The following is a 26,863-nucleotide window of genomic DNA, read 5'->3' on the forward strand; positions in this document are numbered from 1 at the left end:
CCTATCTAACAACCACCGAGATCGTCGGCGAACCGCACACCCGAGGACCGGTACGACGCGGCCCGTTCGGCGGCGGCCTGCGGCGTCAGGACCTCGTTCTTCGCGTAGTAGACCCAGTCGACCTGTTCGAGGTAGGTGCTCGTGCCGCCGCTGTGCTGCGTGAGGTCGATGAACCACTGGTTGAAATTCAAGGACATGTTCTGCCGCGGGTACACGTCGAACGGCCCGCTGCGGTCGTGGTCGGCCACCAACGTGCCGTCGATGTAGTACCGCACATGGCCGTCGGACACGGTCGCGACGACGGAATGCCAGCCGTCGATGCTGCGGCGCTGGCTGTCGCTCTTGTTCTCGGCGTACCAAGGATCCGGCGTGTAGGTGTGCCAGCTGGTCTGGAAGTTCACCGGGCCCGCCTCGCCCCAGCCGCCGTTGGGCAGGTACTCCGAGAAGTCCAGCTCGCTGTAGATCGGGTCGTTGTCGTAGCGGAGCGGGCTGATGGTGAAGAACGTCTGGTTGATCCGGTCACCGTCCGGGCCCGACACCGGCGCGTCGGAGAAGCGGATCCGGGCCGCGTAGGTCCCCTCGAAGAACCGCCGGTCGGGTTGCATGATCTCGGTCTGCGTCGTGCCCGCTGGCGTGCCGTCGGTGGTGGAGGCAAGCTGCAGCACCTTCTCCCCGTCGGACGTCGGGAAGGTGATGTCCTCCGGAGCCCAGCGCGCTCCGCCGACGCCGGGGCCACCGGCGCCGGATCGCACCTGCCAGCCGTGCTGGGCGAGGAGTCCGTCCGTGTGCGAACCGTAGTGGAAATCGTCGAACAGCGCCCCGCAAGCGGCCGCTCCGGCGGCGACGCCCGGCGCCACCGTCAGCGCGGCGACCGACAACGCGGCGACGGCGGCAACGCGCAACTTCCCTGAGGTCGACATCATCGTCTCCTTTACCACTGGTCAGTTTCTTTCCACCGTCACCCGGTGAAGTGGTAAAGTCAATAGGTCTAGACAACTTGTCCACCAGCCAATTCACGATGACCACTGGGTAGGCTGTGGTCATGCGGCGAACAGAGGTCAAGGACCGGCTACGCCAGCTCATCGAGCGGCGGCAGCCGGGCGAGGTCCTGCCTTCGGAACGCGCGCTGAGCAGTGAAATCGGCGTCTCGCGCCCCACTCTGCGGGCCGCGATCGACGAGCTGGAGCGTGACGGTCTCGTGGTCCGCGAGCACGGCCGCGGCACCTTCACCGCACCGCGCAAGATCTCCCAGGACCTCGTTCCCGCCACCGGCGGCGAGCAGTTCGCCCCGCCCGCCGAGGGGCACTGGACCAGCCGGGTGATCGAGTTCGCCACCACCCCGGCGGGCGCCCGGCTCGGCAAGCGGCTGGAAGTCTCCCCCGGCCACACGCTGGTGGCCGTCACCCGCGTTCGCGTGGTCGAAGACGCGCCGATGGCGATCGAACGGATCATGGTCCCCCGGGACCTCGTGCCGGACATCACGGCCGCGGGCTTCGAGTCCGGTTCGTTCTACGAACTGCTCCGCTCACGGTACGAGGTCGTTCCCGCGACGGCCGTGCAGATCATCGAGCCGACGGTCACCGACGCCGACGAATCCGGCCTGCTCGGCGTCCCGCAGCACTCCCCCGCGCTGCTGTTCGAGCGCACCACGCGCGACGCGGGCGGCCGCGTGATCGAGTACACCCGCTCCCTCTACCGCGGTGACCGCTACCGGATCACCTCGCATCTGAAGTTCGACCACACCTCCGGCTGACTCCGGCGCGCCGGGACCGTCCGTCCGGGAGTCCGTGCGAGACTCCCGGGCGATGTACACCCCGTCCGATCTCGCCGACCTGCTCGAATGCGAGCACCGCAGCCTCCTCAACCAGGCGCTGGCCGCCGGCCTCCCTGGAGCACCGCGGCCGGGTTCCGGGCCGGATCAGCTGGCGGTCACGCACGGGCGCGCGCACGAGGCCGCGACGCTGGACAAGCTGCGCGGCGAACGGAGCGCCGTCGTCGAGATCGACGAACGCGACCCGGTCGTCGCCGCGAAGGCCACCGAAGAGGCACTACGCGCCGGTGCGCCGGTGATCTACCAGGCGGTCTTCCACGACGGCGAGTTCTCCGGCCGCGCCGACTTCCTGATGCGGGACGACGAAGGCCGCTACGAGGTCTACGACACGAAGCTGGCCAGGCACGCGAAGCCCGCCGCCGTCGTCCAGCTGACCGCGTACGCCGACGCGCTGCGCCGGGCGGGCTGGCCCGCCGGTCCGCGGATGCATCTGCTGCTGGGTGATCACAGCACGCGGTCGTTCCGCGTCGACGACTTCCTCCCGCTGGTGGACCGGCTCCGCGCCCGGCTGCGGAACCGGCCGCCGACCCTGCCGGTCCCGCTGTGGGCCGACGAACGCCCCGCGTGCGGCGGCTGCTCCTACGCCGCGCACTGCGCGAGCGCACGCGAGGCCGATCGCGACCTTTCGCTGGTCGCGGGGATGCGCGGCGACCAGCGGCGCAAACTCGTCGCCGCGGGCCTCGGCACCATCGACGCGCTCGCGGCCGCCGCACCGGAAGACCGGCCGCGCGACATCTCGACGACGTCGTTCACCACGCTGCGTGCCCAGGCCGCGATCCAGGTCCGGCAGGACGCCACCGGGCAGATCGCCTACGAGGTCATCGATCCGGACGCGCTGGCCGAACTCCCGCCGCCCGCGCCCGGCGACGTCTTCTTCGACATGGAAGGTGACCCGTACGCCTTGGCGGGCGAAGGGCTCGAATACCTCTTCGGCGCCGTGACCGCCGAAGAGGGCACGAAGTTCACGCCGTTCTGGGCGCACAACCGGTCGCAGGAGAAACGGGCCTTCGAGGAGTTCGTCGACTTCGCCACCGCGAGGCTCGCGGAACATCCCGGTTCGCACGTCTATCACTACGCCCCGTACGAGGTCACCGCGATCAAACGGCTCGCCGCCGTGCACGGGACCCGCGAAGACGCCGTCGACCATCTACTGCGCAGCGGCGGCCTGGTGGACCTGTATTCCGTGGTACGCAAGGCACTCCGGGTCTCGCAGCGGTCGTACTCCATCAAGTATCTCGAACCGCTCTACATGCCCGAAGCCCGCGACGGCGACGTCAAGACGGCGGTTTCGAGCATCGAGGCCTACGAGGAGTACTTGACGCTCACCGCCTCCGGCGAGACCGAGCACGCGGACGAAGTGCTGCGCGGGATCAGTGACTACAACGAGTACGACTGCGTCTCCACGTTGCGGCTGTTCGAGTTCCTCCACAAAGTCCGTGTGGAGGAAGGGATCGCGCTCGCCGAGCCACCCGAAGAGTCCGATGTGGACGCGCTGCTCCGGCAGACCGAGGAGGACGTCGCCGCCCAGAAACGCGCCGAACGCGCCGCGCAGCTGGCCGCGCTGGTCGATCCGCTGCTGGACGGGCTTCCCGACGATCCGGCCGAGTTCACCGGTGAGGATCGCGCCCGCGCGCTGCTGGCCGCGTCCGTCGGCTACCACCGCCGCGAGACGAATCCGGCGTGGTGGGAGTACTTCCGTCAGCTGGCCGCCCCGCTCGGCGATCTGGAGACCGACAACGCCTGCACCGTCCCGGTCTCACTGGAAGCCGGGGAATGGGTGCCGCCGTCCGGCCGGGTCCGCAAGGCGAAACGTTCCCTGATGCTCCGCTGCGACCCGGACCGGCCGCATCCCTTCGCTCCCGGCGACGACGTCCGCCTGCGATACGGAGCGGCCGCGCGGGACGCCAAGGTCGTCTCGGCCACCGCCGTCGAGCTCACCCTGGAAGAGAGCTGTCCGCCCGACGAGACCACCGCCGACCGGCCGGTCGCGGTCCTGCCCGGGAGCCCGGTCCGTCCCTCCCCCAAGGACGACGCGGTCGCGGACCTCGCCCGCCTCGTCGTCGACACGCTGCCGGTGCTGCCCGCCCATCCCGGCGTCGATCTGCTCCGGCGTGCGACGCCGCGGCTGCGCGACGACCGGAGCCTGCCCGAAGCCGGGACGGACCTGGTGAGCACGGTGATCGAGGCCGTCGAGGCGCTCGACGGCTCCACGCTCGCCGTCCAGGGTCCGCCCGGAGCCGGCAAGACGTACCTCGCGGGCAGGCTCATCGCGAAACTCGTGCGCGCGGGCAAGACGATCGCCGTCACCTCGACCAGTCACAAGGCCGTGGAGAACGTGCTGTCCGCCGCGCTCAAGAACGCACCGGATCTGCCGTGCGCGAAACGCGCCAAGCGGACCCCGGATCCGGCGGCGCCGTGGGAGCAGCCGAAGACCAATCCCGCGCTGGTGAAATGGCGCGAGGAGCACGACACCGGCCATCTGGTCGGCGGGACGGCCTGGACGTTCGCGAACGCAGCGATCCGGGAAGAGCCGTTCGACCTGCTGATCATCGACGAGGCGGGCCAGTTCGCCCTCGCCGACGCGCTCGCGGTGTCGATGTGCGCCAAGAATCTCCTGCTGCTGGGCGATCCGCAGCAGTTGCCGCAGGTCGTGCAGGGTACGCATCCCGCGGGCGCCGAAGCGTCCGCACTCGGGCACCTGATCGGCGAGGCGGACATCATCCCGGCCGAGCTCGGGTACTTCCTCGACGAGACCCGCCGGATGCACCCGGCCGTCTGCAAGCCGGTGTCGCGGCTGTCCTACGCGGGCCGCCTGCACTCCCATCCCTCGGCCGCCGAGCGGGCGATCGACGGTGTCGAGGCGGGCCTGTACCTCGCCGAAGTCGACCACCACGGCAACACGACACGGTCGGTCGAGGAGGCCGAGGCGGTCACCTCCCTCGTCGCCGAACTCCACGGCCGCGCCTGGACCGATCACGGCGAGCCCCGGCCGCTCGGCGACGAGGACATCCTGGTCGTGGCGCCGTACAACCTGCAGGCCAGGGTCGTGGCCCGTGCGCTGGACGAGGCCGGGCACCCCGGTGTCCGGGTGGGCACCGTGGACCGGTTCCAGGGGCAGGAGGCGCCGGTGGTGATCACCACGATGACCTCGTCCTCGGCGGTCGATCTGCCGCGTGGCCTGGACTTCCTGCTCTCCCGCAACCGGCTCAACGTGGCGCTCTCGCGGGCGCAGGCGCTCGCGATCGTGGTCTGCTCGCCGCGGCTGGTCGAAGCCGACATCCGCACGGTCGACCAGATGCGGCTGGTTTCGGGCATGCTCGGGTTGATGACCGAAGCCGTGCCGTGGCACGCAGGACGGAGTGGACGATGACCGAGAACAAACCGGACAACGAAATCCTCGACGCCGAGATAGTCGACGAGACCCCGACCGCTCCGGTCGAGGTCCCGGAGCCGGATTACAGCGAAGGCGGCGTGCCCTCGTTCGACCACGTGCGGGACCGGATCGAGCAGCGCTACACGACGTCGCTGGGCTCGACCGAGCTCGCCGGGCTCGGCGGCAAGGAAGACGTCGCTTCGCTCGACAAGAAGATCGCCGACCGCGACAAGGCCGCCAAGGACAAGCTGGCCGAGATCCGCCGCGCGATGCGGGAGCAGTGAGCTAATCCCAGTGCGGTGAACCGGCCTTCACCGCGATGGCCCGCGCCTTCCGATAGTGCTCGATGGCCGCTTCTCGCAGGCCGAGGGCGGTGGCCAGCTCGCCGAGGTAGCACGCGACCGGGCGGAGAGTGAGCATTCCGCTCCCGGCACCGGCGATCTCTCCTTCGGCGGGCAGAAGCTCGGCGTAGAGGCGTTCCATCGTCGTCCGGTCACCGAGTTCGAGCGCGACAACGGCGTGCTGACAGGTGCGGGCCTCGAACAGCAGATCCCTCGGCGAATCCGGGATCGGGAGCACCGGGCGGCACCAGCTTTCGTAAGCGCCGTAGTCGTCTTCCAGCGCTTCCGGCGGTAAACCTCGTTGCATCCGGTCGCAGTACAGCGCGAGCGCGAGGATCCCGTTGTCCACACCGGACATGGCCGTTCCCGCGAGGCCCGCCGCCGCGGCGCGATAGGCGGCCTCCCCGCCGGAGCCGGTCATCGCGGTCCGCATCGCGCGATACCAGCGGGTGAACACGCCGACCAGCGGAAGGCCGTATCGGTCGCCGAGTTCGTCCGCCGCCGCGGCATGCCGGTCCGCGGCGGCGAAATCCGCGAGCGCGCTCTGCGCCTGCAGGAGTACGAGGTGCCCGAGCACCTCGAACGTCACGAGCCCGTGCCGCGCGGCGAGGTCGACCAGTTCGGCACCGATCGCGGCCCGCTCGGGGGCGAGACCGGCGCGGTCGAAGGACTGCAGGAACCGAGCGTTGAGCGCGAACGCCAGCAGAGCCGGATCTTCCAGCGTCCGCGCGATCGCTTCGGCTTCTCGGGCCGCGTCACGTGCTCGCTCTCCGCCCGCGTTCCGCAGTTCGACGGCCAGGGTGGCCAGTAGGCGGCACCGTTCGGCCCTGATTTCGGCGGGCAAGGCGGCGAGGGTGCGCTCGACCGTCTCCGCGATCCGGGAAGCGAGTTCCCGGTCGTCGCTTTCGGTCCAGCTGGCGGGGACGTCGAAGGCACCGATCACCCGAGCGGTCAGCAGTGGATCGTCCAGCCCTTCCGCCAGCTCCAACGCTTCTGCCCGATGCCTCCGCGACTGGCCGAGCCCGCCGGCCACGGCCGAAGCGCGGGCCTTGCCCATGATCAGCTCCAGCCGCTTCGCCGTGTCGGAGGCGCCAGAGCGGTCGTACGCGGTGAGCGCGGCGTCCCAGAGGCGCGCTGCTTCCGTTGGGGCGAACCGACTTTCGGCTCGTTCGGCGGCGACCTGCGCGTACCGCGCGGCACGGTCGTCGTGCTCCTCCGACAGGAGGAAATGGTGCGCCAGGGCGTCGACGTCGTCCGGACGGAGTACTTCCAGCGCCTCGGCGATCTCGCCGTGTTCGCGGGCGCGCCGCGAACGGGAGAGGTCGTGGTAGAGCGTGTCCCGCACGAGCGCGTGCGCGAACCGGAACCGGCGGGGCGCCCGCTCGGTCAGGAATCCGCGCCGGACCGCGATCTCGGAGGCGTCGAGCGCGGTCTTCCCCACCAGGGTTTCGAGAACGTCCAGATCGACGTCCGTTCCGATCACCGCGGCCCGCCGCACGACGCCGCGGACGTCGTCCGGCAGCGCGTCCACCCGGTGGCGAACGACGTCGCGGACGCCCGGCGGCACCGCGTCCAAGGCGGCCACGCCTTCGGCCCCCAGCAGGCGGGCGAGTTCACGGACGAAGAACGCGTTCCCGCCGGTGCGCCGACGGAGTACCGCGGCGGTTTCCGGGTCGATCTCTTCCCCCGTCGTGGCACGGACCAGGCCGGCGACTTCGGCTTCGGGCAGGCCGCCGAGATAGATCCGCGCCGGCTCGTGGCGAGCGGCCCTGGCGAGGAAGTCCGTCAGCCGGGCGGGCGGGTCGGTGCCGCGATAGGTCGCGATGATCGACACCGGCTCGGCCAGTACCGAGGTCAGCAGCGCCAAGGTCTCTTCGCCCGCCCAATGCAGGTCGTCGAGGACGAGCAGCAGCGGCGCGGCACCGGACAGATGGGCCGCGACGGCGCGATGCCACCGCCAGCGCGCGGCCAGCGGATCTTCGGTCCCCGGCTCAGCCGTCGGCGCCGGGCCGTACCCGGCGTCGGCGAGCGTCGCCAGAATCCGGGTCCAGGCGTAGGCGGGCGGCGCGCCCTCGTCGTCGGGATCGCTTCCCCAGGCCGTCGTCCAGCCCCGCGCGGCGAGCCGGGCGGAGAACGCTTCGGCGAGCGCGGTCTTCCCCACCCCGGCGTCGCCGGAGATCAGCACCAGCCGCGACCGCGTCACGGCTTCTTCGAGTTCGGCCAGCTCCGCGTCGCGCCCGACCAGTGGCCGCTCGGCGGCCTTGGGCGCGGACGGCTCCAGGCGGGGCGCTTGCGCCAGGATGTCGGCTTCCAGGTCCCGCAGGCTCGCGCTCGGGTCGATGCCTAGTTCGTCGGCGAGGTGTTCGCGCGTCGTGCGCAACACCGCCAGCGCGTCGCCCTGCCTCCCGGAGCGATAAAGCGCGAGCGCCAGCAGCCGAGAACCGTTCTCCCGCAACGGATGTTCACGCACCAGCGGTTCCAGCTCCGGGACGGCCTCGGCGGCGCGTCCGAGCGCGAGGAGTGCCTCGGCACGGAGTTCTCCCGCCAGCGAACGGAGTTCGGTCAAGCGGGAGACTTCGCCGACTGCCCAGCCTTCCTCGGCGAACTCGGCGTACGCGGGACCACGCCAGAGCGCGAGCGCACTGTCCACTTGCGACAGTGCCGCGTCCGGTCGCCGGGCGTCGAGCAGTTCACGGGCCGCGGCGACAGCGTCCTCGAAGTCCCACGCGTCGACGGAATCGGCGCGCAGGGCATAGCCGCGGGCGACCGTGACGAGCAGCCGCGCGGGCTCGCGGGGCGCACGATCGGGTTCGAGGGCGCGGCGCAGGGCACCGACGAACGTCTGCACGGCGCCGACCGCGCCCTCGGGCGGGCGTTCCCAGAGGTCGTCGACCAGGCGTTCCACCGGCACGACCCGGCCGCGGGCGATCAGCAGCCTGGCCAGCACCGCGCGGTGCCGCGGGCCCTTGAGCCCGACTTCGCCCCGCGCGTCCTCGGCCACGAGCGGGCCGAGCACCCCGAACCGCATCGTCACCTCCTCGCTTCACCGACGGTGATCATCGTGCCCCGGCCGCTCGGTCGTCGCTGACCGGGTGCTGATTCGGGCCGGGGACGCTGGCGGTCATCACCAAACGACCAGGAAGGTTCCCATGCGCATCACCGGATTCGACTATCAGCGGGTTCCCGTCGCGGACGGCGTGGCCCTCAACGTCGCCGTCGCCGGGACGGGCAGCCCGATCGTGCTCTTGCACGGTTTCCCCGAGACCCACCTCATGTGGCGGCACGTCGCGGCGGATCTGGCGGCCGACCACACCGTCCTCTGCCCTGACCTGCGAGGATACGGCGAAAGCGACAAGCCCGCCGACACCGGCGAGACCTACTCGAAGCGGTCGATGGCGGCCGACGTCGTCGCCGTCGCGAAGGCCTTCGGTCACGACCGGTTCGCCCTCGCCGGGCACGACCGGGGCGCGCTGGTGGCGCTGCGCGCCGGCCTCGACCACCCGGACGAGGTGAGCCATCTCGCGATCCTCGACGTGCTGCCGACGCTGGACATGTGGGACGTCCTGCACGGCACCACCGCCGCGGTCGGCTTCCACCTCTATCTGATGGCCCAGCCGCCCGGACTGCCCGAACAGCTGATCGGCGCCGCTCCCGACGCGTTCTTCGGTCACTTCCTCGACGCGTGGACCCAGCGCGGTGACGCGATCCCGGCCGACGTCCGGGCCGCGTACCTGGAGGCGTCGCGGAACGCGGTGACCTCGATCGTCGCCGACTACCGCGCGTCGGCGGGCATCGACGTCGAGCACGACCAGGCGGACCGCGCCGCGGGCAACCGGCTCACGATGCCGCTCACCGTGCTCCAGCAGGACTGGGGTGCCGCACTGGGCTACGACGCCGTCGCGCTCTGGCGGGCGTGGGCGACGGACCTGGACCACCGGACGGTCACGGCGGGGCACTTCATAGCCGAGGAATCACCGGCGGAGGTCGTGAAGGCACTGCGGGACCTGCTGACGCGCTAGGCCGAAAGGCCGGCAAGGTCGGCGCACGCGACGTCGGCTCGCGTCGCCGCGGTCCGATGCCCCATGCGGCATCGGGGACATCGACCAGCCATCCCCCAGTGAAGGGTTGCGAAAGCCACTTTCGCAACAGAGAGGCAGCCCCGCTCAGGACCGCGAACACCCGAAACGTCGTGGCACCGGCAGGGTCACGCACCGTATCGTCACCGCATGTCCAGGCTCCTTCCGGTGGTGGAATCCTTGCCACGCGGCTATTCGTCGTTCGCGCTGTGGCCGTTTCGCGGCCACGACGGCGAGTGGATCCCCCTGCACCGCGAAATGCCCTCCGACGACGTCGGCGCGGTCGTGCTCTCCCTGCTCGGGCACAGCACGAGCGGCGAACTCGCCCAGCCCGACCTCGGGACCGCGTTCGACGAGCTGGTACGGCTCGAGCGCACCTTCCTCCCCGGCGGTCTGCAGCTCGAGGCCGAGGGCATCGCCGTGACTCCGGGTTGCTGCGCCGACCTGACCGACTGGCCGGACTGGCACGGGCTGCAAGACGGGGACGGACCCTACCTCGGGCATGGTCCGGGGACGATGTTCGAGGTCGACGGCGAGATCATCCGGTTCTGGCCGGACGTGGACGACGAGGACTGGGAGTTCCCCGCAGGACGGCGGCTGGAGATCCGGCGTCAGGATCTCCCCGCCCTTCTCCAAGGCGTGGACCGAGACCTCGTCGGGTTCATCGACGCCCTCCGGGCATGGGTGCGGAACCTCGAGCCGTCTCACGCGGATCGGGTCGTCGCCGCGGTAAGCGGCTACTTGCGCGTCGGAGACGGCCTGCCGGCCTGAGCCGAACGGACCAACCCGCGCCCCTACCGGCGGCAATCGACCGCCATTCGGGTTTGACCGCCACTCGGACGGGTATCGGGAGGCGGCACGCCGAACGAGGGGCCCGACATGACACCCACTGCCAAACGCGCGCACACCGTCGCCCGCGACCTCCTATCGCTCACCAGATCGGGTGAAGCCGACCGGCTCGCCACCGCGCTGGTGTCCACCGCTTCCTCCACCCGGCGCGCTCCGGCGTTCGGGGACGTCGTCGGACGACTGGTCGACACGTTCTCCTTGGCGGCCAAGGATCGCCGCCGGTCGCTGCGAATAGGTGAACCGTTCACCCTGCGCCTGCGGGATCACGCGGGCAGGACGGTCCAGCCGGACCGGCTCGATCCCGGCGTGGCCGCGATCGTCCGCGCCATCGCCGCCAGCGTCCGCGACGACCGGGTCACCTGCGCCGACCAGATCGGCGAGGCCTGCGACAACGCCGATCTCGACCAGCGGATCCGGGTTCTCGCGCACTGCCTGGTCTGGACGTCGGATCTCCTCAGCACCGACACGACCGCCTATCCCCCGGTGCTGTCCTGCTTCAAGATGGCGTCGCGACGAGTGTCCACAGTAGACATTGCGCGGTTCGGATGACTTCCGGCCCGTCGTGTGGACATCCCTCGCGGGGAACGGCAAGCTGGACCACCGCGCACGAAGTCCCAGTCCCCGATGACGGGCGCACCTTGGCGGCCAGTTCCCCTGAACCAGGAGTGCAGACTTGGACGAGGTAGCGCCATCGACGGTCCCCGCGGACTCCCGTGCCGCCGCCACGGCGGGACGATTGCCCAACCCGGACAGCAGAGTGGTCCGGGCGGCCGTGGCCGGTGATCCGGACGCGATCCGGGAGTTGACCCGCTTCCTTTGCCCGCACGTGTTCCGCTACTGCGCGAGCAGGCTCGGGAGCACCGGAACGGGCGCTTGCGACGCACAGGACTGCGCGCAGGAGGTGTTGCAGGCGGTCCTGATCGCCCTGCCCCGCTACCGGTACCGCCCGGACCGGTTCCTCGCGTTCGTCCTCGGGATCGCCGGGCACAAGGTGGCCGATCTGCACCGGCGCCGCTCCCGCGAACCGGTCGCCTCCGTTCCGGAGATCGGCGACGGACTGCCGCTTTGGGCCCGCCGCGACCCGGACGAGATCGAACGCCTGGAACACCGGCTGCAGGCAGGCGTCCTGCTGGCGAGATTGCCGATGCCGCACCGGCAGGTGCTGGCGCTCCGGTTCGTGTTCGGGCTATCGGCCGAGGAAACGGCCGAACGGCTCGGCCTGCCGAGCGCGGGCGCGGTCCGCGCGGCGCAGTTCCGCGCGCTCGCGCGGCTTCGGACGCTGCTCACCGACCGGAACGCCCGGTACGCGAGTGATGTCCCGATCGTCGGGCAAACCGCCGAACCGGAACTCGTCCCGGTATAGAACCGTCCACTTCGGACGATCGATTCTTGTACGCGCCTTGTACCGGGATCCACCATCCTGTCCCCCTATTCGGGGAAACCACTGGAGGACAGAGATGAAGATCCGATCGAGGATCGCCAGAGGCACGGTGGGCGCGATCGCCCTGGCCGGGGCGATCATGCTCGGCGGCGCGGGCGAGGCGCTCGCGGCGACGGGCACGGTGAACACCGACTCCGGGGTGGCGGTGACCGTGCGGTCGAGCCCGAGCACCAGCGCGAGTTCGGTCGGCACCGTCGCGAGCGGCACCGCCGTCACGATCGACTGCCAGACGAACGGCTCGACGGTGACCGGCAAGTACGGCACCACCGACATCTGGGACTACGTGCCGTCGAAGGGCGGCTACATCAGCGACGCCTACGTCTACACCGGTTCGGACGGCCGCGTCGCCCCTGACTGCGCCGGCAGCACCCTTTCCTGTTCCACCGCGGGCACCGGCAACCCGCGGACCTGCGCCGAAGCCGTCGCGTGGGCGAAGGCGCACGTGCACACGAACAACGATCCCGACTACTACCGCTGGTGCGACCGGATCAACGCGTGGGCCTACGGCTGGTCCGCGAGCGGCTCGGAAACGGCCTACGTGCACTGGACGCAGATCCCGAGTTCGTACAAGCACCCCGGTGACACCCAGGTCCCCGCGGGCGGGCTCGCGTTCTTCAGCAACGGCGGCACCGGGCACACGATGATCTCCATCGGCGGCGGCAAGTTCCTGTCGAACGACATCCACGGCCCCGGCAGCTTCACCGAGACCACGATCTCGGAGATCAAGAACGCGTGGAACTACACCTATCTCGGCTGGTCGCAGCCGTGGTTCAAGATCAACCACTGAGCGTGCGAGTGGCCTCGAAACGCTGCCGGACGAAGGGGTCCTCGTCCGGCGGCGTTTCGTCCGTCCGCTTGCCGAGGACCGGGATGACCCTGCGCAGGTTGTCAACCACGCTCAGCTCGTGAAACCGCCCTTTCGTCGCATCGTGATAAAAAGCGGCCACTCGATCGGGTTAGAGTTGACGAATGGGCACCGAAGCTCTCGCTACTCCCGCACCCCGGGAGCAGCGTGTGCTCATGCAGGCGATGCTCACCCGGCTGCCCGAGTTCAGCGACCGCCTTGCCCAGCTCCTCAGCGACGAGGACGAGTTCTATCACCAGGTGGACAGCACCGCGCCGGACGAGTTGCGCAAGGTCTGCCGCGCGAATCTCGAACGGGCGCTGACCGCGCTCGTCGAGGGGCGGGGGCTGCCGCTCGACGCGGCCCGCAAGACCGGGCTGGCCCAGGCCAGGCAGGGTATCCCGCTGCCGTCCGTGCTCCGCGCGTTCCGCATCGGCGGGATCTTCGTCTACGAGCGTCTCCTGGAGCTGGCGGGCCCCGGCTTCATCAATCCGGCCCGCACGGTGGAGATCAACTCCAACGTGTGGAAGACCATCGACCTCTACTCCGACGCGCTGACCACCGCGTACAGCGAGGTCGCCGCCGAACTCTCCCAGGAGAAGCTCGCCCTGCTGGACGGGCTGCTGCAGGGCCGGTTCGCCACCCAGGCCGAACTCGAGAACGCCGCCAAGGAACTCGGCCTCCCGGCGGCCGGCACCTTCGTCGCCGTCGTGACCGAATCCATCGAGCCGGACGAACGACCCGGCGTCGAAGCCCTGCTGCGAGCCCGGCGCTGGAAGTCGGCCTGGCGACCCGGCGCCGAGGTCGGCCTCGTCGTGATCGACCGCGTCGAGGACGTCCGGCGGCTGCGCGACGTGCTGGGCACCCTGCCGCTGGCGGTGGGGATGAGCAGGCCTTTCAACGGATTCCTCGAAGTACCGGACGCGGTCCATCGCGCCAGGATCGCCCGCCGTTCACTGACCACCGGTGCCGCGGGCGTCGCCGTCTTCGGCGACTCCCCGGTCACCACGCTGGTCGCGAGCGCGCCGGAGATGTCGCGGGACGTCCTGCGCTCGGTGCTGGCCGGGCTCCTGGTGCTGCCCAAACCGGAGCGGCAGGTCCTGCTCGACACACTGGTCGCGTGGTTCGCCGGGCACGGCTCGGCCAAGGAGGCCGCGGACCGGCTCATCGTCCATCCGAACACGGTCCGGTACCGGCTGCGGCGCGTGCAGGAACTGACCAGACGCGACCTGTCCGACCCGGTCGACGTCGGCGAACTCTACGTCGCTTTGGAGGCGGTCCGTCTGGCGGACGACGCTTAGCCCCTTCTCTCCGGCGCCATGTCGGCGTCGATGATCCTCGCGAGGTCCAGCAGCGTGTGCCCGAGACCGGGCCGCGCGGTGAGCCGTACCGCGAGGGTCCGGCCGCGCGCGGTCGTGGCGACCGGCAGGGTCACCTCGGGATTCGCCGACCTCGTCCACTGTGGACGTCTTCCGGCCGCGGACAGGACGATATCGGGATGCGGCGACCGCCGCCCTGGCCGCCACCGTGATCTCCTGGCGTCCAGATCACGGATCACGTTGCCGTGCAACGAAAGCAGCGCGGCGACGTCGGCGACGGCGTCGCGGAGCTCCACGTCGGTGATCGAATCCGAGTAGGCGCCGATGTCCAGCGCGCGGGGATCGTTCGGGTCCTGCGGCACAAAGTTCCTTTCCACGCACCGGAAGTCGTCCGATGGTGGTCCCGCTCACGTTGTTCCCGGGAACAAACATGTTTGGCTGCCTGCGCCGAATGGCGGCGCGCGTACCGCCTTCCGGTCGCACGCGGTGCCTGTGACCGCCGGTCACACCTTTGACGCTGACCTGCCGAGGAGCCAGTATCTGGCGACTGATTACCGATGGGTAATGTGTCTCACCAGGAGGACCGTTGCGTCGAGCGTTGAGCCTGATCTTCTTGGCACTAGGGGTGTTCGCCGTCGCCGGCGCGGTGCTGCTGCCGTCCTACGTGAAGCCCGAACTCGCCAAGGTGCCGCTGAACCAGGAATCGACGTCGGTCCTCGAAGGCACCGCGTCCAAGGTGCTCGCGGTGAAGACCGAAGGCGGCAAGACCGTCACCGAGATCCGTGACGACGCCAAGCTGAAGGCGACCGCCCGCGTGGTGGCGAACTTCGCGCCGCCGGAGATGCGGGAGGGCACGGACGTCGCCGTATGGCTGATGGCCGTCTCGGTCGTCGACACCAGCGACCAGACCGTGGTCAGCGCGAGCAAACGCCAGGTCTGCTTCGACCGCCGCACCGCGGAGGGCTACGTCCCGCCGGGCGGCGACCAGGAGGCGAAGTGCTCGGCCAACAGCAGCTTCGTCACCAAGCTCAAGGAGAAGCCCGAAAAAGAGGGCGAGAAGCCCGAGGAGATCCAGGAGTACAAGCCGCAGCCCGGCCTGAACTTCAAGTTCCCCTTCGGCACCGAACAGAAGGATTACCAGGTCTACGACGACAACACCGGCCGCGCCGTCCAGGCCCGGTTCAAGGGTGTCGAGGAGATCAAGGGCGTCGAGGTCTACAAGTTCGTCCAGGAGATCCCCGACACGAAGATCTCGATGAAGAAGGTGCCGGGCTCGCTCATCGGCGCCACCGGTGACTCCGTCGAGGCGGGTCAGTTCTACCGGGGCACCATCACGAGCTGGATCGAGCCGGTGACGGGGATCCAGGTCAAGCAGGAACAGCTGTCGCATCAGGAACTTCGGTCGGCCGCGAATCCCACGCCCACGGTCGTCTTCGACGGCAAGCTGGCCTTCACCGACGCGACCGTCGACAAGATGGTCAAGCAGGTGGAGGAGAACAAGGGCAAGCTGGACTTCATCGGGAGCACCGGGCCGATCGTGCTCGGGATCGGCGGCGCGGCCTTCCTCGCGCTCGGGGTCTTCCTGCTGGTGAAGCGCCGCCCCGCCCGCTCCCGTCACTGACGCTTGCGCAGCACCATCACCAGGTTCCACGACGCGACTTCCCGGATCCCGGGGACATGCGCGATCCACTGGGCCCAGGAGGGGTGGTAGCGCGGATAGACCTCCTGGAGATCGGCGAGCGGCGCGGCCTTCCCCCACCGGATGGCCGCGCCTGCGGAAAAGGCGAAAAGGCTCTCCCCGAATTTGTTCTTCGGCTCCTTGCCGTTCTTTTCGAGATAACGCCGCCGGGCGTAGTGTCCGCCGAGGAAATGCCACGGCGCGGTCTCGTGACCGCCCCACGGCGAATACCACGGCGTGAACGAGGCGAAAATCGTGCCGCCGGGTTTGGTCACCCGGCACATCTCGGCCAGCATGACCTCGGGTTCGGAAACGTGTTCGAGGACGTTCGACGAATAGCAGACGTCCACGGACGCGGTGCGCACCGGCAGTTTCGTCCCACTGCCGCGGACCATGTTCTCGCCGGCCTCTCCCCGCGCCGTCAGCTCTCCGACGTCGGGATCTATGCCGAGGTACGTGGCCCCGGCGGCGCGGAACGCGTCGGAGAAATAGCCAGGCCCACCCCCGACGTCGACGATGGTTCGGCCGTTCAACGGAGTGTGCTGCGCCAATTGCCGGACCGAGTCGCCGGCGAGCACCGAGTAGAAACCGTCCGGATCCGTCTGTTCGGTGAGAAAGGCCCGGAACAACGTCACCGATCTGCGCAAAGTGGCGCGATGAGGCATCGTTGCTGGGGTCACCGACCGATTACCGACCATCGAACCATCGCTTTCCGAGAATGATTCCTCTACCGTGTACGCACCGGTAACCTAGCATTGTCGCTAACAGGTTGGGAGAACCACGATGGAAAGGCCACGTGTGCTGCTCGTCAACTGGCGCGACACCGGGCATCCGGAGGGCGGCGGCTCCGAGCGGTACGTCGAGCGAATGGCCGAGGGACTCGCCAAAGCCGGATACCGGGTCGAGATCCAGTGCGCGGCGTACCCTGGCGCCAACGCGGGGGAATGGCGCGACGGTGTGCGCTATCGCCGCCGTGGCAACAAGTTCGGCGTCTACCTCCACGCGCTCCGGGCGATCCGGAAGGCGCATGCCGACCTCGTCGTCGACGTCCAGAACGGGATGCCGTTCTTCGCCAGGCTCGTCGCCGGTTGCCCGGTCGTCGTGCTGGTGCACCACGTCCACAAGGAACAGTGGATCAGCGCGCTCGGCGAGACACTGGGCCGCATCGGCTGGTGGATCGAATCGCGGCTGGCGCCGTGGCTGTTCCGGCACTGCCGCTACGTCACGGTTTCCGAGATCACCAAGGGCGAACTGGCGGGCCTCGGGATCGAAGGCTCGCGGATCACCGTGGTACCCAACGGGCTGGACACTCCTCCGCGCGGCAAGGCCGTCCGCGAGACGGAGCCGACGCTGGTCGCGGTCAGCAGGCTGGTGCCGCACAAGCGGATCGAGCACGCGATCGACGTCGTCGCGGAACTGAGCCCGCGCTGGCCGACGCTGAAGCTGGAGGTCGTCGGCCAGGGACCGTGGGAAGAGGTCTTGCGCGAGCACGCCCGCGACCGGGGTGTCGAAGACCGCGTCCGGCTGCACGGCTGGGTGGACGAGGACGAGAAACACGAGATCCTGGAACGGTCCTGGCTGCACCTGTGCCCGTCGGTCAAGGAAGGCTGGGGAATCGTCATCATGGAGGCCGCCGCGCACGGCGTGCCCTCGGTGGCCTATCGCGCGGCTGGCGGGGTGGCTGAGTCCATTGTGGAGGGCAAGACCGGGCTGCTGGCCGACGACTTCGCCGATTTCACCGCACAGGTCGAAGGGCTGCTCGCCGACCGGGTACGGCGGACCGAAATGGGCAGGGCAGGCATCACCTGGGCGAGCCTGTTCGACTGGGAACGCAGCGTGAACCGCTTCGAATCACTCGTGCGCGACGTGGCCGGGGTGGCCATCCCCCATCCCAGGGTCCTGACGCCGCAGCGCTTCAACGAGTCCGTCGGCCAGGTCGGCCGTGGCGGCGTCGTCGAAGTCCTTGCGGCGGGCGCGCACGGTGACGGTGCTCGTCCCGCCGACGGTCACCGCGCCGAACGCCACGCCTGAGCGGCCGCTGGCGGCGGGATAGAACGCGATCGACGTGACCGCGTCCGCCGCCGAAACGACGCCGAGATTGGAAACCAGATAGGTCGAACCGAGCCTGCTCGCCAGCAGCCGGGTGCCCAGCCGGGCGATCCTGCTGCTGCGAGCGGGGAAATCGGGTTCCGGCGGCTGCGCGGCCAGCAGCGCGCCCACTTCGGCGACCGTGAGTTTTCCGCCTAGCCGCAGCCGGAAGAACGCGCTGTCGTGCAAGGGTTCGGGCGCGGCTCCGCTTCGCCATGAGGCACCGACCGCGGCCACCACCCTGACGGCTTCCTCGCCGTGCCGGGCGTTCCATGTCTCGGTCAGCTTGGCTGCGGCCGCCGCGAAAGCCGCGGATCCGAACCGCGAGCGCGGAAGGATCCTCGCGCTGAACACGTCTCCTGAGCGACTTTCCGCCCGTTCCGGGGTGATTCTCGCCGGAGGCGCGAAAAGTGCTTCAGCGAGGCGCTGGAAGGCGGACATGAGAAAGGACCGATCGGCCGTGCGTGCGCCGATTCCCTTGGCGGCGGACGAGATCGGGATGTCGAGGGCCAGCCCGAGGACGGCCAGCAGACCGAGACCGTCGAGCGCGCCGTGGTGCGCGGCGATCAGCACGACAGGCTCGTCGACGCCGACCGCGACCCGGAGCAACGGCGCGCCGCGTTCGTAAGACGTCTCGGCGAACCGATCACGGATCGCCGGAAGTTCTTCACCGGAAACGGCCACGACTTCGGGGGCGGCGCCGAGCCACGGCCGTTCCTCGACCGCGACCGTCAGCCGCATCCGCGCCTTTTCCGGCGTCAGCACCGAAGAAAGTCTCGCTTCCAGGAGGATGCTCCAGGAAACGGTGGGGTCGCCGTAGAGCCCGACGACCCGGCCGGCGTGGTCGGAAGCGAGCTCGGACACCGGCTCAGCGGTTGCCGTAAATGACGTGCTCGGGGCTCGAGTTCGGGTTGAACTGCTCCTTGATCTTCGCCTGCACCTGCGGTGCGGCGTCCGGGTCCGCGGTGTTCGTCAGCGCGTAACTCCCGCCCGCGGCTGTCGCGAGCCCGATGATGACGGCGGCCGCCGCGCCGATGAGGGTGCCCAAGACCTACTCCTTCCGAGACAGGGAATTCCTGCGTCGGCTCAATGTACGCACCGGTAACTTGAGGCACAACAGTGCGGCCGCGATCGATAGCAGCGCTACTCCGTTTGCCAGCACCACGGGGATCGGTGATCGCGTCCCGGTCACGGCGGGCTCACCGGGAGTGCGGTAAAGCGTGAGCCAGTCACCGGACCACACCCGTTCCGCGCCGGTCAGCAACCGCGGGTCGACCCGTCCCGGCGTCCCGTGTTCGACCAGGATCCAGCCGATTCCCGCCGCCGACAGCTCTTCCGGCGACTTCGCGGCGCGGACACGGTCCATTCTGGAATCTTCGCCCGAGATCTCCTCGCCGCCGACGCGAAGTGTGTCGTCGACGAGCACGGTCTCGGGCAGTGCCCGCGGCGCCGGGTCCAGCTGTGTCCGGTGGCCGTTCCAGGCGAAACTCCGGAACGTGGACAGTGGCAGCGCGACGACGTCACCGAGCCGGTCGTCTTCCGCCAGCACGCGGTGCACTTCGCTCCAGTCCGCCGGGTAGCGCACCGCTTCCAGCCTTCCCCAGCCGCCCCAGGCGAGATCGGGCATGGTGAGCAAGGGAAAGAGCGCGGCGGCCACGACGAGCGTCCCACGCGCCGCCCCGGTCCGCAGGCGCGCGGTGGCGGCTTCGACCGCCAGCGCGAACCCGAGCGCGACCGGAAGCGCCAACCAGGCCACCCATTTCTGTGCGTCCCGCAGCAGTCCCGCACCCGGAACGTGCCCCATTGCCCAGGAGAGCACGGGTTCGCCGAACGGCAGCGTCGCCAGCGCGGCGAGCACGACACCGAGAACTCCCAGCAACAGCAACGCTCTCGCTGGCGGCGTCCCCCACTTTCGCGCGAGGGGGCGGAGCCCGGCCAGCCCCACGGCCACCGTGACGAGGATCAGCACCGGGGCCATCGGCGCGCCCCGGCTGCCGGGAACGACGTCGCCGTTCCAGATCCCGCCGAGCCCCAGCACGCTCAGGATCGCCGGGCCCCAGCTTTCCGTGCGGGCACTGAAGGCGGCCACCCCGGCGGGATCGGACAGCGTGCCGCCGTCGTGCAGGAGCGTCGGGACGAGCCACGGCAGGTTGAGCACGACGGCGAGTCCGAGGGTGTGGCCGAGTTTCCGCGGTCCGGCCAGCGCGATCGCGGTGAGCGCGGCCAGCACACCGCCGGGTGGCGTGAGCACCGCCGGAGCGCAGGCGAGCACGAGTCCCGCGAGCGCCCTCGGTTCGTTCCGGCGCAGGGAAAGCGCGGCGCGCGCGATCCACGGGAGACAGGCGTAAGTGAGCAGGAGCGGCCAATGCCCGATGAACAACCGCTCCGCGAAGTACGCCGTCCACGCGTACCCGGTGGCCGCGACGATCCGCGTACCGAGTTGCTCCGTCGGGACCAGCCGCCCTGCGCCGTATGCCGCAAGGAACAGCGAGAGCAGCAGGACGATTTTCTGGACGACGTCACCGGGAACCACCGCTGTCGCGAGCGCGATCACGGCGTCGGCGGGGACCGATCGCGGCAGGGCGGAACCGAGCCCGAGCGCGTCCGGGATCAGCGACTGACGCTGGGCGAACACCATGTCGTAACTCAGGACGAAGCCGCGTCCGAGCACGGGCAGGAACACCAGCGACGCCAGCCCGGCCGACACCGCGGCCAAGGCGAGACGTTCGCGCCGTGCGTCCAACTGCCCTTTCCTTTCCGCCTCGATCACGGTTATGGTCGCTCGATTACTCGCCGGTAATGGGAGCACCGTTGAGCGTAGACGTCGAGGTCGAAGAGGCCAGGACCGACAAGCGTGTCGCGGCGATCCTCGTTTCGCTCGCGCTGGCGGCCAACAACGCCGGCGCCTACGCGCTGAGCATCGTCGCCGCCCGGCTGCTCGCGCCGAGCGCGTTCGGTGAGCTGAGTTCGCTGCTGGCGGTGCTCGTGATCGGCGTCGTCCCCGCGATGGGGCTGCAAACCGTCGTCGCGCTGCGGGTGGCGCGCAAACCGCAGGACAGCGGGACACTTCTCGCGCTCGGCCTCACGACGAGTGCCATCGTCGCGACCATCGGCCTGCTTCTGGCGCCGGTGCTGGTCTTCGTGCTGCACCTGGATTCCGTGGTGCCCGCGCTGTTGCTGGCCGTCACGCTCGGCCCGCTGACGCTGCTCGGCCTCTTCCACGGCCTGTTGCAGGGCAGCGGTCGCTTCGCCCTCCTGGCCGGACTCATGGCGCTCGAAGGCGCGGGCAAGGTCGGCGGCTCGCTGATCGGCCTGCTGATCGGCGGCGACGCAACCGGCGCGCTGGCCGGGACCGCGATCGGCTCGTACCTGGTGATCCTCTGCGGCTGGGTCCTCTGTGGACGGCAGCGCCCTCGGAAGGCGGGCTGGCACGCGGGCGAAGTCCTGCACGCGGCACAGGCGATGCTGGCGCTGGTCCTGCTGGTGAACCTCGACCTGGTACTGGCGCGCCACACCCTCCCCGCGACCGAAGCCGGCGAGTACGCACTCGGCGCGATCGTCACGAAGATCGCCTACTGGCTCCCGCAAGCCGTCGGTGTCCTGGTGCTCCCCCGCTTCGCGAACGGCGACGACCGCCGCCGCATCCTGCCCGCCGCCCTGGCCGTCTGCGCCGCTCTCGACGCCTTCGTCCTTTTCGTGTCTCTCGTTTTCGGGTCGCGCTTGCTGTCGTTCATCGGCGGCTCCGGCTACGCCGCCAGCACCATGCCGGTCTGGCCGTTCGCCCTCGCCGGCTCGATGCTCGCGCTGGTCCAGATCCTGCTGTTCTCGCGCCTCGCCGCCGGTGACCGGCGGGTGACCGTGCTGATGTGGACGACCGTCGTGGTGGAAACGGTGCTGGTGACCGCTTGGCTGCACTCGTCGGCTGTGCAAGTGGTGACCGTCGCTGCTTGCTGTGCCGGGGGTTTGGCTCTGTCGGGCGCCGTACTGGAGTGGCGGTCGCGGCGGAAGTGAGCGGCTCATCCGATGTGCACGCCGGGTCGCGGACGCCGTTGAGCACTGCGAAACGCTGCGCTGAGCTCGCCCAGGACCACATCCGGTTCGGTACGGATACGGGACGGCAAGGTTTGGAGAACGACGATCCCGGCCGCGGAATACCGGGCGTTTCGCGCGAGGGTCGCACGGAACCGGTCGCCTCCGGAGTGATAGCCGCGGGAATCGATTTCCCAGGCGAACCCGACCTCGTCGCACCAACCGTCCGGCTTCGCGACGAACCGGCCTGCCGCGTCGAAGACCTTCACGTTCCAGCGGAACTCCGGTAGTCCTGAACGCGCCCACAGGTTCCACGCGTCGGCCTCGGCTACGGAATGCGCGCCACCCAGGATCGGCCCCAGCGCCCGTAGCAGTCTCGGGTCGATTCGAGACCGCTCGTCGATCTCGACGGCGAGCGCCCGCGGCAGGCAATGACGCTCCTGCACCGCTTCCGCCATCATCGCCACGACCGGATCCAGCTCGGAGGTTCGTCGTGCCGCGTCGATCACCGCCCGCGGCACGGGAGCGGTGGGAACGCCGGCTCTGATCCGCGGCACCGGCAGGCGTCGCGTCCGTTCGACATGGACGAACCCGGTACTGGCGATCGCCCTTCCGGCCGGTACGAGGACATGCACGTCGTCGAAATCCGGCAACGTTTTCAGGCCATAACGCCTGAGCGCGGACACGCCGGTGAGCATCGAACCTTCACGCGCGTGAAGCAGGCCTGCCTCGATCCGCTGTTCCTCGGTCGGCTCGCCGTTCCCGAGCAGCACGACTCCAGGCAGCAGCAGCCGCCAGACGCCACCGGGCTCACACCGGCGCCAGATCGTTCTCCTGGGCACGCCGAGCTCTTCGAGCCGCTTGGCTCCGACCACGGCCGGGCCGCTCGTCACCAGTGGGTGCTGCACCCACTCCCCTCTTCGCACCTGACCAGCTTGAGCCGGCCCACCGACAGAAAACGCGGTTTGACGTCGTGACCGGTCCGGTCAAGTGGGGGTGTGTGGGAATAGGGACATTCAGCGTCTCTATTTCCACACACCCCTCACGCTCTGTCACCTTCAGGCTCGCGTCCGGCGAACCAAGGCACACAAGTCGCCACCATCGCCGCCGCCGCCAGCAGCAGCGAAGCCTGCGTCACCGGACCGTAAGCCCACTCCTGACCGTGCCCCAGCAGCCGCCCCACCACCGCGACGAGCGTTCCCACGACCATGCCCCCGAAAGCGAGGTACCTCGGCGCGCGTTCGCTGAACTGGCGGGTGAGCAGGACGGCGATCAGCAGCACGATCGGCAGCATTCCGCCCAGTACGGCCAGCAGTCCGATGAGCACCACCGGGACCACCCGCCCGGAGCCCGCCTCCACCGAAACACGTCGCCGACGGACTGGCCACAGTGCGCCGATCAGCACCAGCAGGATCGCGACCGCGCCGATCAGCAGACCCGACCGGTACTTCCAGTCCGGGGCGAACTCCAGCTGCACGACGCCACCGGAGCCGGCGGGCAGGATCCACGCCTGCTGCCAGCCGTCGACGCGTGTCTTCACCAGCGGGGTCCCGTTCAGCGAAGCGGTCCAGCCCGCGTTCGCGTTTTCCGGAACGGCCAAAATGGACTCCTCACCGCTCGCCACGGTGACCGAGCGGGACGTCGCGTCCCAGGACTCCACCGTGACTGCGCGATGGGTTGCGGACGAAACGGCCTGCCCGACAGGTTTCAGCCAGAGGTCCTGGACCACGAAGGACTCGGACCGGTCGGTCCGCAGCTCGTGCCCACCTGCCGCCAGGTCGACGCCGCCCGCCGAATCGGGGCACGCGGAGAGCGTCAGTGGCCGGTGCGCGACGAAGTCGGCGAGGGTGCCGCGCACGGACGTGTCGTAGTCGAAGCCGTCCAGGCGCACGTTCGGGCCCGATCCGCAGGGCAGCGTGAATTCCGCGGCCGGGGCGGGAAGTTCGGCGCCGGTCAGGGTCAGGCTGCCGATGCCCAGCGAATGCCGCGTTCGCTGGTCGTCGTCGAGACCGGCGAACGCGATCTTCAGCTGCGAGGTTTCCAGGGGAGGGAACGTCGCCGCACCGGAGGCGTCGAGTTCGACGGAGCGGCTCGACGTCGGTGTGGTCAGTTCCAACCGCGCTGGGGCGCCTGTGTCGGAGCCGACGCGGATACCGGAGATCCTCTGGGGGCTCGCCCAGTCCAGGGTCAACATCGGCCGCAGATCGGTGACGTCGGGCAGCCAGGTGGTCGCGGGATTCCCGTCGACCGCGGCGAATCCGCTCGCCGACGGATCACCGCCCAGTTGCGAAGTCGCCGACACCCGCACATCGGGCAAAGTCACCGGGAACCGGCCGCCACCGGCCGGCAGCACGGTGCCACCGAACTCGTAGGCGCTCGGCGACGTCGTCGAGAACAGCCGCCGGATCCCGTCCGGTTCTTCACCGTCGCGGTCGGCATTGGCGTCACAGCGGACGTGTGCTCCGTCGGGCACGCACGCGTAACGCGGTTGCGTGCCCCGGGTGAACGCGAAGCCCGGCGCCGAACCCGGCCCGAGGTCGGCGGGGACTTCGAGCGCGCGTTGCGGGTCGACGCCGGGGATCTTCAGTTCCGAGATCCCGACGTTGCCGTCCTGTCTGCCGACCACGAGCGACAGCAACGTGATCCGCACCTTGCGCGTCACCCCCGCGGGCGCCGGGTAGGTGTGCGCCCCCGCGCCCCGGACGACCTGGTGATCGACGGAACCGTTGTCCGTGGTGATCCGGATCCGGGTCGGCGGCCAGCCGACGCGGATGTCGTCGACCATCGCGAGATCGACCGAGTTCACCAGCCTCGGCGTATCGAGTTCGACTTCGAGCCACTCGCCGATCGGCCCGGTGAAACTCGACGAATGCCATGCGGTACGCGGATCCCCGTCCAGCGCGGCGAACGGCTGATGGCTCGGATCCGAACCGCCGAACGCGTCCGCGAACGACGCCGCCGTCGACGCGTTGACCGAACGGATCCCCCGGTACGCGGCCACGGTCTGGTGCTGTTCGCCGGGAAACGGCAAGACGTCCAGCACGGCCCGTTGCTGCCGCGCGGATTCCCCGGCGGTCAGGGTCTGGCTCAGGTTGTCCCGCACGCCACCGACGTTGCGTTCGGCGCGACGCAGCCCGTCGGTGACCAGCCGCGGCCCGGACGGTGAACCGCCGTCCCCGGTCAGCACCGTCGGCGTGCCGGGGTCGAGCTGCCCGGAGTTCATCAGCGGCAGCAGGTTCTCCGGGCCGCCGCTCACCGTCGGGACGTCCTTCGCGGAAGTCGCGGTGACGAGCGGCACCGGCCGTTTCACCTCGAAGATCTCCAGCGGCCCGAACTGGGCCGACTTCTCGATCCCCGGCGACCCGGCCAGCCCGGCGCGCAACGTCGTGAAATCGGGCGCGCCGACCTTGGCGCGGTCGATGTCGCCGCGCAGCATCAGGAACCGGTAGCCCGATCGCGCGAGCAGCGCCGCGAGCCCTGGATCCCCTCTGCCGTCGGCCAACGCCGCGTCGATGGAGTCCATCAGGCGGGTGTTGCCCTCCGAGCCCAACGGGACCTGGTTGCGCACCGCCCACGGGCTGTCCGCGATGGCCTGCGCCGGTTCGTCCACCGTGCGGCCCCAGTCGTACTCGCCGAATCCGGTCGCGGGCAGCAACAGCGTCCGTGCCGTCGCGTCGGTCTTGGCGACGTGGCCCATGGCGTCGTACCAATATCCTGGTACCTCGTCCCAGCCCGGCCCGGGCCGCAACGTCAGCAGCCACACGGGCGCGGCCATCGCCACCACCAGCAAGGCACCCAGCGCGGGCCGCAGATTCCGGCGCAGGACGGGCGCGGCGCTCGTGATGCCGTGGACGAACGCCAGCATCAGCGGCAGCCGCAGCACCGGTTCGAACTTGTGGACGTTCCGCAGCGGCGCGAGCGGGCCGTCAAGCAGCTGCCGCACCGGTTCCGCCAGCGGGCTGTCGAGCGTCCCGACGTAGCCGACGGTCAGCAGTGTCAGCCCGGTCAGGACGCCGAGCACCAGGAAACGCCGTTCGGGCAGGCCGCGCCGCGCGAGGCCGAGCAGCCCCACCGCGGCCACCAGCCCGGTGGCCGCCATCAGCACGGGATTGTCGATCAGCGCCCAGCCCGACGGCCACCACGGCGTGCCCTGCACGACGTACGCGACCCACTGGTTCGTGCCGCGCAGCACCTCGAACAACGACATCGGCGCCGTGGTGTTGGTCGCGGATTCGATGTAGTCGAGGAACGGCAGGCTGTACTGGCCGAGCAGCACCAGCGGCAGGAACCACCACAGCACCACGCCGACGACGAAGACGAACCACCAGATGGCCAGCGCGACGTGGGTGCTCCGCCATTTCCGGGTCAGCAACCACAACCCCGGGAGCACCAGCGCCATCACAACCATCGCGCCGTTGATCCCGCCCATGCACAGCACGGCGAGCGCGGACAACCCGGCGGCACGGCGCGGCGAGCCGATGCGGTCGGCGAGGATCAGCGGCAGCAGCACCCACGGCAGCAGGACGGCGGGCAGCATTTCCGAGGACAGCGAACCGATTTCGGTGACCATCCTCGGCGCGAGGGCGTAACCGACTGCTCCGATCAGCCGAGTCCGTTCGTTCCCTATTTTCAGCGCGCGGGCCACCAGCAGGGCGCCCCCGAAAGCGACCGAGAGCAGGATCGCGCACCACAGCCGCTGCGCGATCCACACCGGGATCCCGACCGCCTGGCACAGCGCGAAGAACGGCCCCATCGGGAACAGGTAGCCGTACGCCTGGTTCTGCAACTCCCCCGCCGTCGCCTGGGGATTCCACAGGTGCAGCGCCCTGCCGAGGAAGGCGAGCGGATCCACGGCGAGATCGAGTTTCGTGTCGAACGTCGTCCTGCCGGGACGCTGCACAAAGGACAGCACGGTGAGCGCCAGCACGATCCACGTGCTCGGCCGTTTCACGAGCGTCCCGGGGGTTACCATCCGGTAGATACTAAGCGGAAAC

At 69.8% G+C, this 26,863-nt stretch carries 20 protein-coding genes; 12 read left to right on the plus strand and 8 right to left on the minus strand.

Annotation, left to right across the window (positions count from 1 at the left end; translation table 11 throughout):
- Nucleotides 1-5 precede the first annotated feature (5 nt).
- Nucleotides 6-923 (minus strand): glycoside hydrolase family 16 protein, encoded by a 918-nt coding sequence (locus tag ACFVM3_RS09850; protein ID WP_378437292.1) that lies wholly within the window; start codon nt 921-923, stop codon nt 6-8.
- Nucleotides 924-1,042: 119 nt separating this feature from the next.
- Between ACFVM3_RS09850 and ACFVM3_RS09855 the strand changes: the two genes are divergently transcribed.
- The 3 genes from ACFVM3_RS09855 to ACFVM3_RS09865 are packed head-to-tail and all read left to right on the plus strand — an operon-like array spanning nt 1,043 to nt 5,488.
- A complete protein-coding gene (locus tag ACFVM3_RS09855) occupies nt 1,043-1,753 on the plus strand; it encodes a GntR family transcriptional regulator (RefSeq protein WP_378437294.1) in 711 nt (236 codons plus the stop codon).
- 52 nt (nt 1,754-1,805) lie between these two features.
- A complete protein-coding gene (locus ACFVM3_RS09860; protein WP_378437296.1) occupies nt 1,806-5,201 on the plus strand; it encodes a TM0106 family RecB-like putative nuclease in 3,396 nt (1,131 codons plus the stop codon).
- The gene (locus ACFVM3_RS09865) at nt 5,198-5,488 is read left to right on the plus strand and encodes a hypothetical protein (RefSeq protein ID WP_378437298.1); all 291 of its coding nucleotides are present in this window, start codon (nt 5,198-5,200) and stop codon (nt 5,486-5,488) included. Before ACFVM3_RS09860 ends, ACFVM3_RS09865 begins: the two co-directional genes overlap by 4 nt.
- A 1-nt stretch (nt 5,489) precedes the next feature.
- Here ACFVM3_RS09865 and ACFVM3_RS09870 read toward each other — a convergent pair whose 3' ends face one another.
- Nucleotides 5,490-8,573, minus strand: a complete 3,084-nt coding sequence (locus tag ACFVM3_RS09870; protein ID WP_378437300.1) for a BTAD domain-containing putative transcriptional regulator — start codon at nt 8,571-8,573, stop codon at nt 5,490-5,492.
- 121 nt (nt 8,574-8,694) lie between these two features.
- On the opposite strand from ACFVM3_RS09870, the gene ACFVM3_RS09875 reads away from it, so the two are divergent.
- The 6 genes from ACFVM3_RS09875 to ACFVM3_RS09900 all read left to right on the plus strand — a co-directional run bounded on the left by ACFVM3_RS09875 (nt 8,695) and on the right by ACFVM3_RS09900 (nt 14,056).
- Nucleotides 8,695-9,564: an alpha/beta fold hydrolase gene (locus ACFVM3_RS09875; RefSeq protein WP_378437302.1), complete on the plus strand. Its 870-nt coding sequence runs from the start codon at nt 8,695-8,697 to the stop codon at nt 9,562-9,564.
- A gap of 207 nt (nt 9,565-9,771) precedes the next feature.
- Nucleotides 9,772-10,392 carry a hypothetical protein gene (locus ACFVM3_RS09880; RefSeq protein ID WP_378437304.1) on the plus strand — a complete coding sequence of 207 codons (621 nt, stop codon included), beginning with the start codon at nt 9,772-9,774 and terminating at the stop codon, nt 10,390-10,392.
- 108 nt (nt 10,393-10,500) lie between these two features.
- The gene (locus tag ACFVM3_RS09885; RefSeq protein ID WP_378437306.1) at nt 10,501-11,019 is read left to right on the plus strand and encodes a hypothetical protein; all 519 of its coding nucleotides are present in this window, start codon (nt 10,501-10,503) and stop codon (nt 11,017-11,019) included.
- Nucleotides 11,020-11,143: 124 nt separating this feature from the next.
- Nucleotides 11,144-11,833: a sigma-70 family RNA polymerase sigma factor gene (locus ACFVM3_RS09890; protein WP_378437308.1), complete on the plus strand. Its 690-nt coding sequence runs from the start codon at nt 11,144-11,146 to the stop codon at nt 11,831-11,833.
- 94 nt (nt 11,834-11,927) lie between these two features.
- Complete coding sequence (locus tag ACFVM3_RS09895) at nt 11,928-12,698, plus strand: hypothetical protein (RefSeq protein WP_378437309.1); 771 nt, start codon at nt 11,928-11,930, stop codon at nt 12,696-12,698.
- Nucleotides 12,699-12,880: 182 nt separating this feature from the next.
- On the plus strand, nt 12,881-14,056 hold the full coding sequence (locus ACFVM3_RS09900; protein ID WP_378437311.1) for a PucR family transcriptional regulator: 1,176 nt from the start codon (nt 12,881-12,883) through the stop codon (nt 14,054-14,056).
- On the opposite strand, the gene ACFVM3_RS09905 is transcribed toward ACFVM3_RS09900, so the two are convergent.
- Nucleotides 14,053-14,436 carry a hypothetical protein gene (locus ACFVM3_RS09905; RefSeq protein ID WP_219151019.1) on the minus strand — a complete coding sequence of 128 codons (384 nt, stop codon included), beginning with the start codon at nt 14,434-14,436 and terminating at the stop codon, nt 14,053-14,055. The genes ACFVM3_RS09900 and ACFVM3_RS09905 overlap by 4 nt on opposite strands.
- A gap of 224 nt (nt 14,437-14,660) precedes the next feature.
- On the opposite strand from ACFVM3_RS09905, the gene ACFVM3_RS09910 reads away from it, so the two are divergent.
- Nucleotides 14,661-15,695 carry a DUF3068 domain-containing protein gene (locus ACFVM3_RS09910; protein ID WP_378437313.1) on the plus strand — a complete coding sequence of 345 codons (1,035 nt, stop codon included), beginning with the start codon at nt 14,661-14,663 and terminating at the stop codon, nt 15,693-15,695.
- On the opposite strand, the gene ACFVM3_RS09915 is transcribed toward ACFVM3_RS09910, so the two are convergent.
- Nucleotides 15,689-16,387 carry a methyltransferase domain-containing protein gene (locus tag ACFVM3_RS09915; RefSeq protein ID WP_378437315.1) on the minus strand — a complete coding sequence of 233 codons (699 nt, stop codon included), beginning with the start codon at nt 16,385-16,387 and terminating at the stop codon, nt 15,689-15,691. The two genes, ACFVM3_RS09910 and ACFVM3_RS09915, sit on opposite strands and share 7 nt — an antisense overlap.
- 163 nt (nt 16,388-16,550) lie before the next feature.
- On the opposite strand from ACFVM3_RS09915, the gene ACFVM3_RS09920 reads away from it, so the two are divergent.
- Nucleotides 16,551-17,783, plus strand: a complete 1,233-nt coding sequence (locus ACFVM3_RS09920; protein WP_378437422.1) for a glycosyltransferase family 4 protein — start codon at nt 16,551-16,553, stop codon at nt 17,781-17,783.
- Between the two features lie 925 nt (nt 17,784-18,708).
- Here the strand turns inward: ACFVM3_RS09920 and ACFVM3_RS09925 are convergent.
- On the minus strand, nt 18,709-18,888 hold the full coding sequence (locus tag ACFVM3_RS09925; protein ID WP_016335312.1) for a hypothetical protein: 180 nt from the start codon (nt 18,886-18,888) through the stop codon (nt 18,709-18,711).
- 3 nt (nt 18,889-18,891) lie between these two features.
- Nucleotides 18,892-20,583, minus strand: a complete 1,692-nt coding sequence (locus tag ACFVM3_RS09930) for a hypothetical protein (RefSeq protein ID WP_378437317.1) — start codon at nt 20,581-20,583, stop codon at nt 18,892-18,894.
- Between the two features lie 68 nt (nt 20,584-20,651).
- On the opposite strand from ACFVM3_RS09930, the gene ACFVM3_RS09935 reads away from it, so the two are divergent.
- Complete coding sequence (locus tag ACFVM3_RS09935) at nt 20,652-21,851, plus strand: lipopolysaccharide biosynthesis protein (protein WP_378437319.1); 1,200 nt, start codon at nt 20,652-20,654, stop codon at nt 21,849-21,851.
- 5 nt (nt 21,852-21,856) lie between these two features.
- Here ACFVM3_RS09935 and ACFVM3_RS09940 read toward each other — a convergent pair whose 3' ends face one another.
- Nucleotides 21,857-22,777, minus strand: a complete 921-nt coding sequence (locus ACFVM3_RS09940; protein ID WP_378437321.1) for a hypothetical protein — start codon at nt 22,775-22,777, stop codon at nt 21,857-21,859.
- A 134-nt stretch (nt 22,778-22,911) separates the two neighbouring features.
- On the minus strand, nt 22,912-26,841 hold the full coding sequence (locus ACFVM3_RS09945) for an alpha-(1->3)-arabinofuranosyltransferase (protein ID WP_378437323.1): 3,930 nt from the start codon (nt 26,839-26,841) through the stop codon (nt 22,912-22,914).
- Nucleotides 26,842-26,863 lie beyond the last annotated feature (22 nt).

It is taken from the genome of Amycolatopsis sp. NPDC057786 (assembly GCF_042797905.1).
Taxonomy (GTDB): domain Bacteria; phylum Actinomycetota; class Actinomycetes; order Mycobacteriales; family Pseudonocardiaceae; genus Amycolatopsis.

Excerpts from the sequence above, each read along its gene's own strand:
- ACFVM3_RS09895 (WP_378437309.1), top strand. The coding sequence starts at position 11,928 with ATGAAGATCCGATCGAGGATCGCCAGAGGCACGGTGGGCGCGATCGCC.
- ACFVM3_RS09860 (WP_378437296.1), top strand. The coding sequence starts at position 1,806 with ATGTACACCCCGTCCGATCTCGCCGACCTGCTCGAATGCGAGCACCGC.
- ACFVM3_RS09865 (WP_378437298.1), top strand. The coding sequence starts at position 5,198 with ATGACCGAGAACAAACCGGACAACGAAATCCTCGACGCCGAGATAGTC.
- ACFVM3_RS09885 (WP_378437306.1), top strand. The coding sequence starts at position 10,501 with ATGACACCCACTGCCAAACGCGCGCACACCGTCGCCCGCGACCTCCTA.
- ACFVM3_RS09875 (WP_378437302.1), top strand. The coding sequence starts at position 8,695 with ATGCGCATCACCGGATTCGACTATCAGCGGGTTCCCGTCGCGGACGGC.
- ACFVM3_RS09880 (WP_378437304.1), top strand. The coding sequence starts at position 9,772 with ATGTCCAGGCTCCTTCCGGTGGTGGAATCCTTGCCACGCGGCTATTCG.
- ACFVM3_RS09855 (WP_378437294.1), top strand. The coding sequence starts at position 1,043 with ATGCGGCGAACAGAGGTCAAGGACCGGCTACGCCAGCTCATCGAGCGG.
- ACFVM3_RS09900 (WP_378437311.1), top strand. The coding sequence starts at position 12,881 with ATGGGCACCGAAGCTCTCGCTACTCCCGCACCCCGGGAGCAGCGTGTG.
- ACFVM3_RS09850 (WP_378437292.1), bottom strand. The coding sequence starts at position 923 with ATGATGTCGACCTCAGGGAAGTTGCGCGTTGCCGCCGTCGCCGCGTTG.
- ACFVM3_RS09945 (WP_378437323.1), bottom strand. The coding sequence starts at position 26,841 with ATGGTAACCCCCGGGACGCTCGTGAAACGGCCGAGCACGTGGATCGTG.
- ACFVM3_RS09870 (WP_378437300.1), bottom strand. The coding sequence starts at position 8,573 with ATGCGGTTCGGGGTGCTCGGCCCGCTCGTGGCCGAGGACGCGCGGGGC.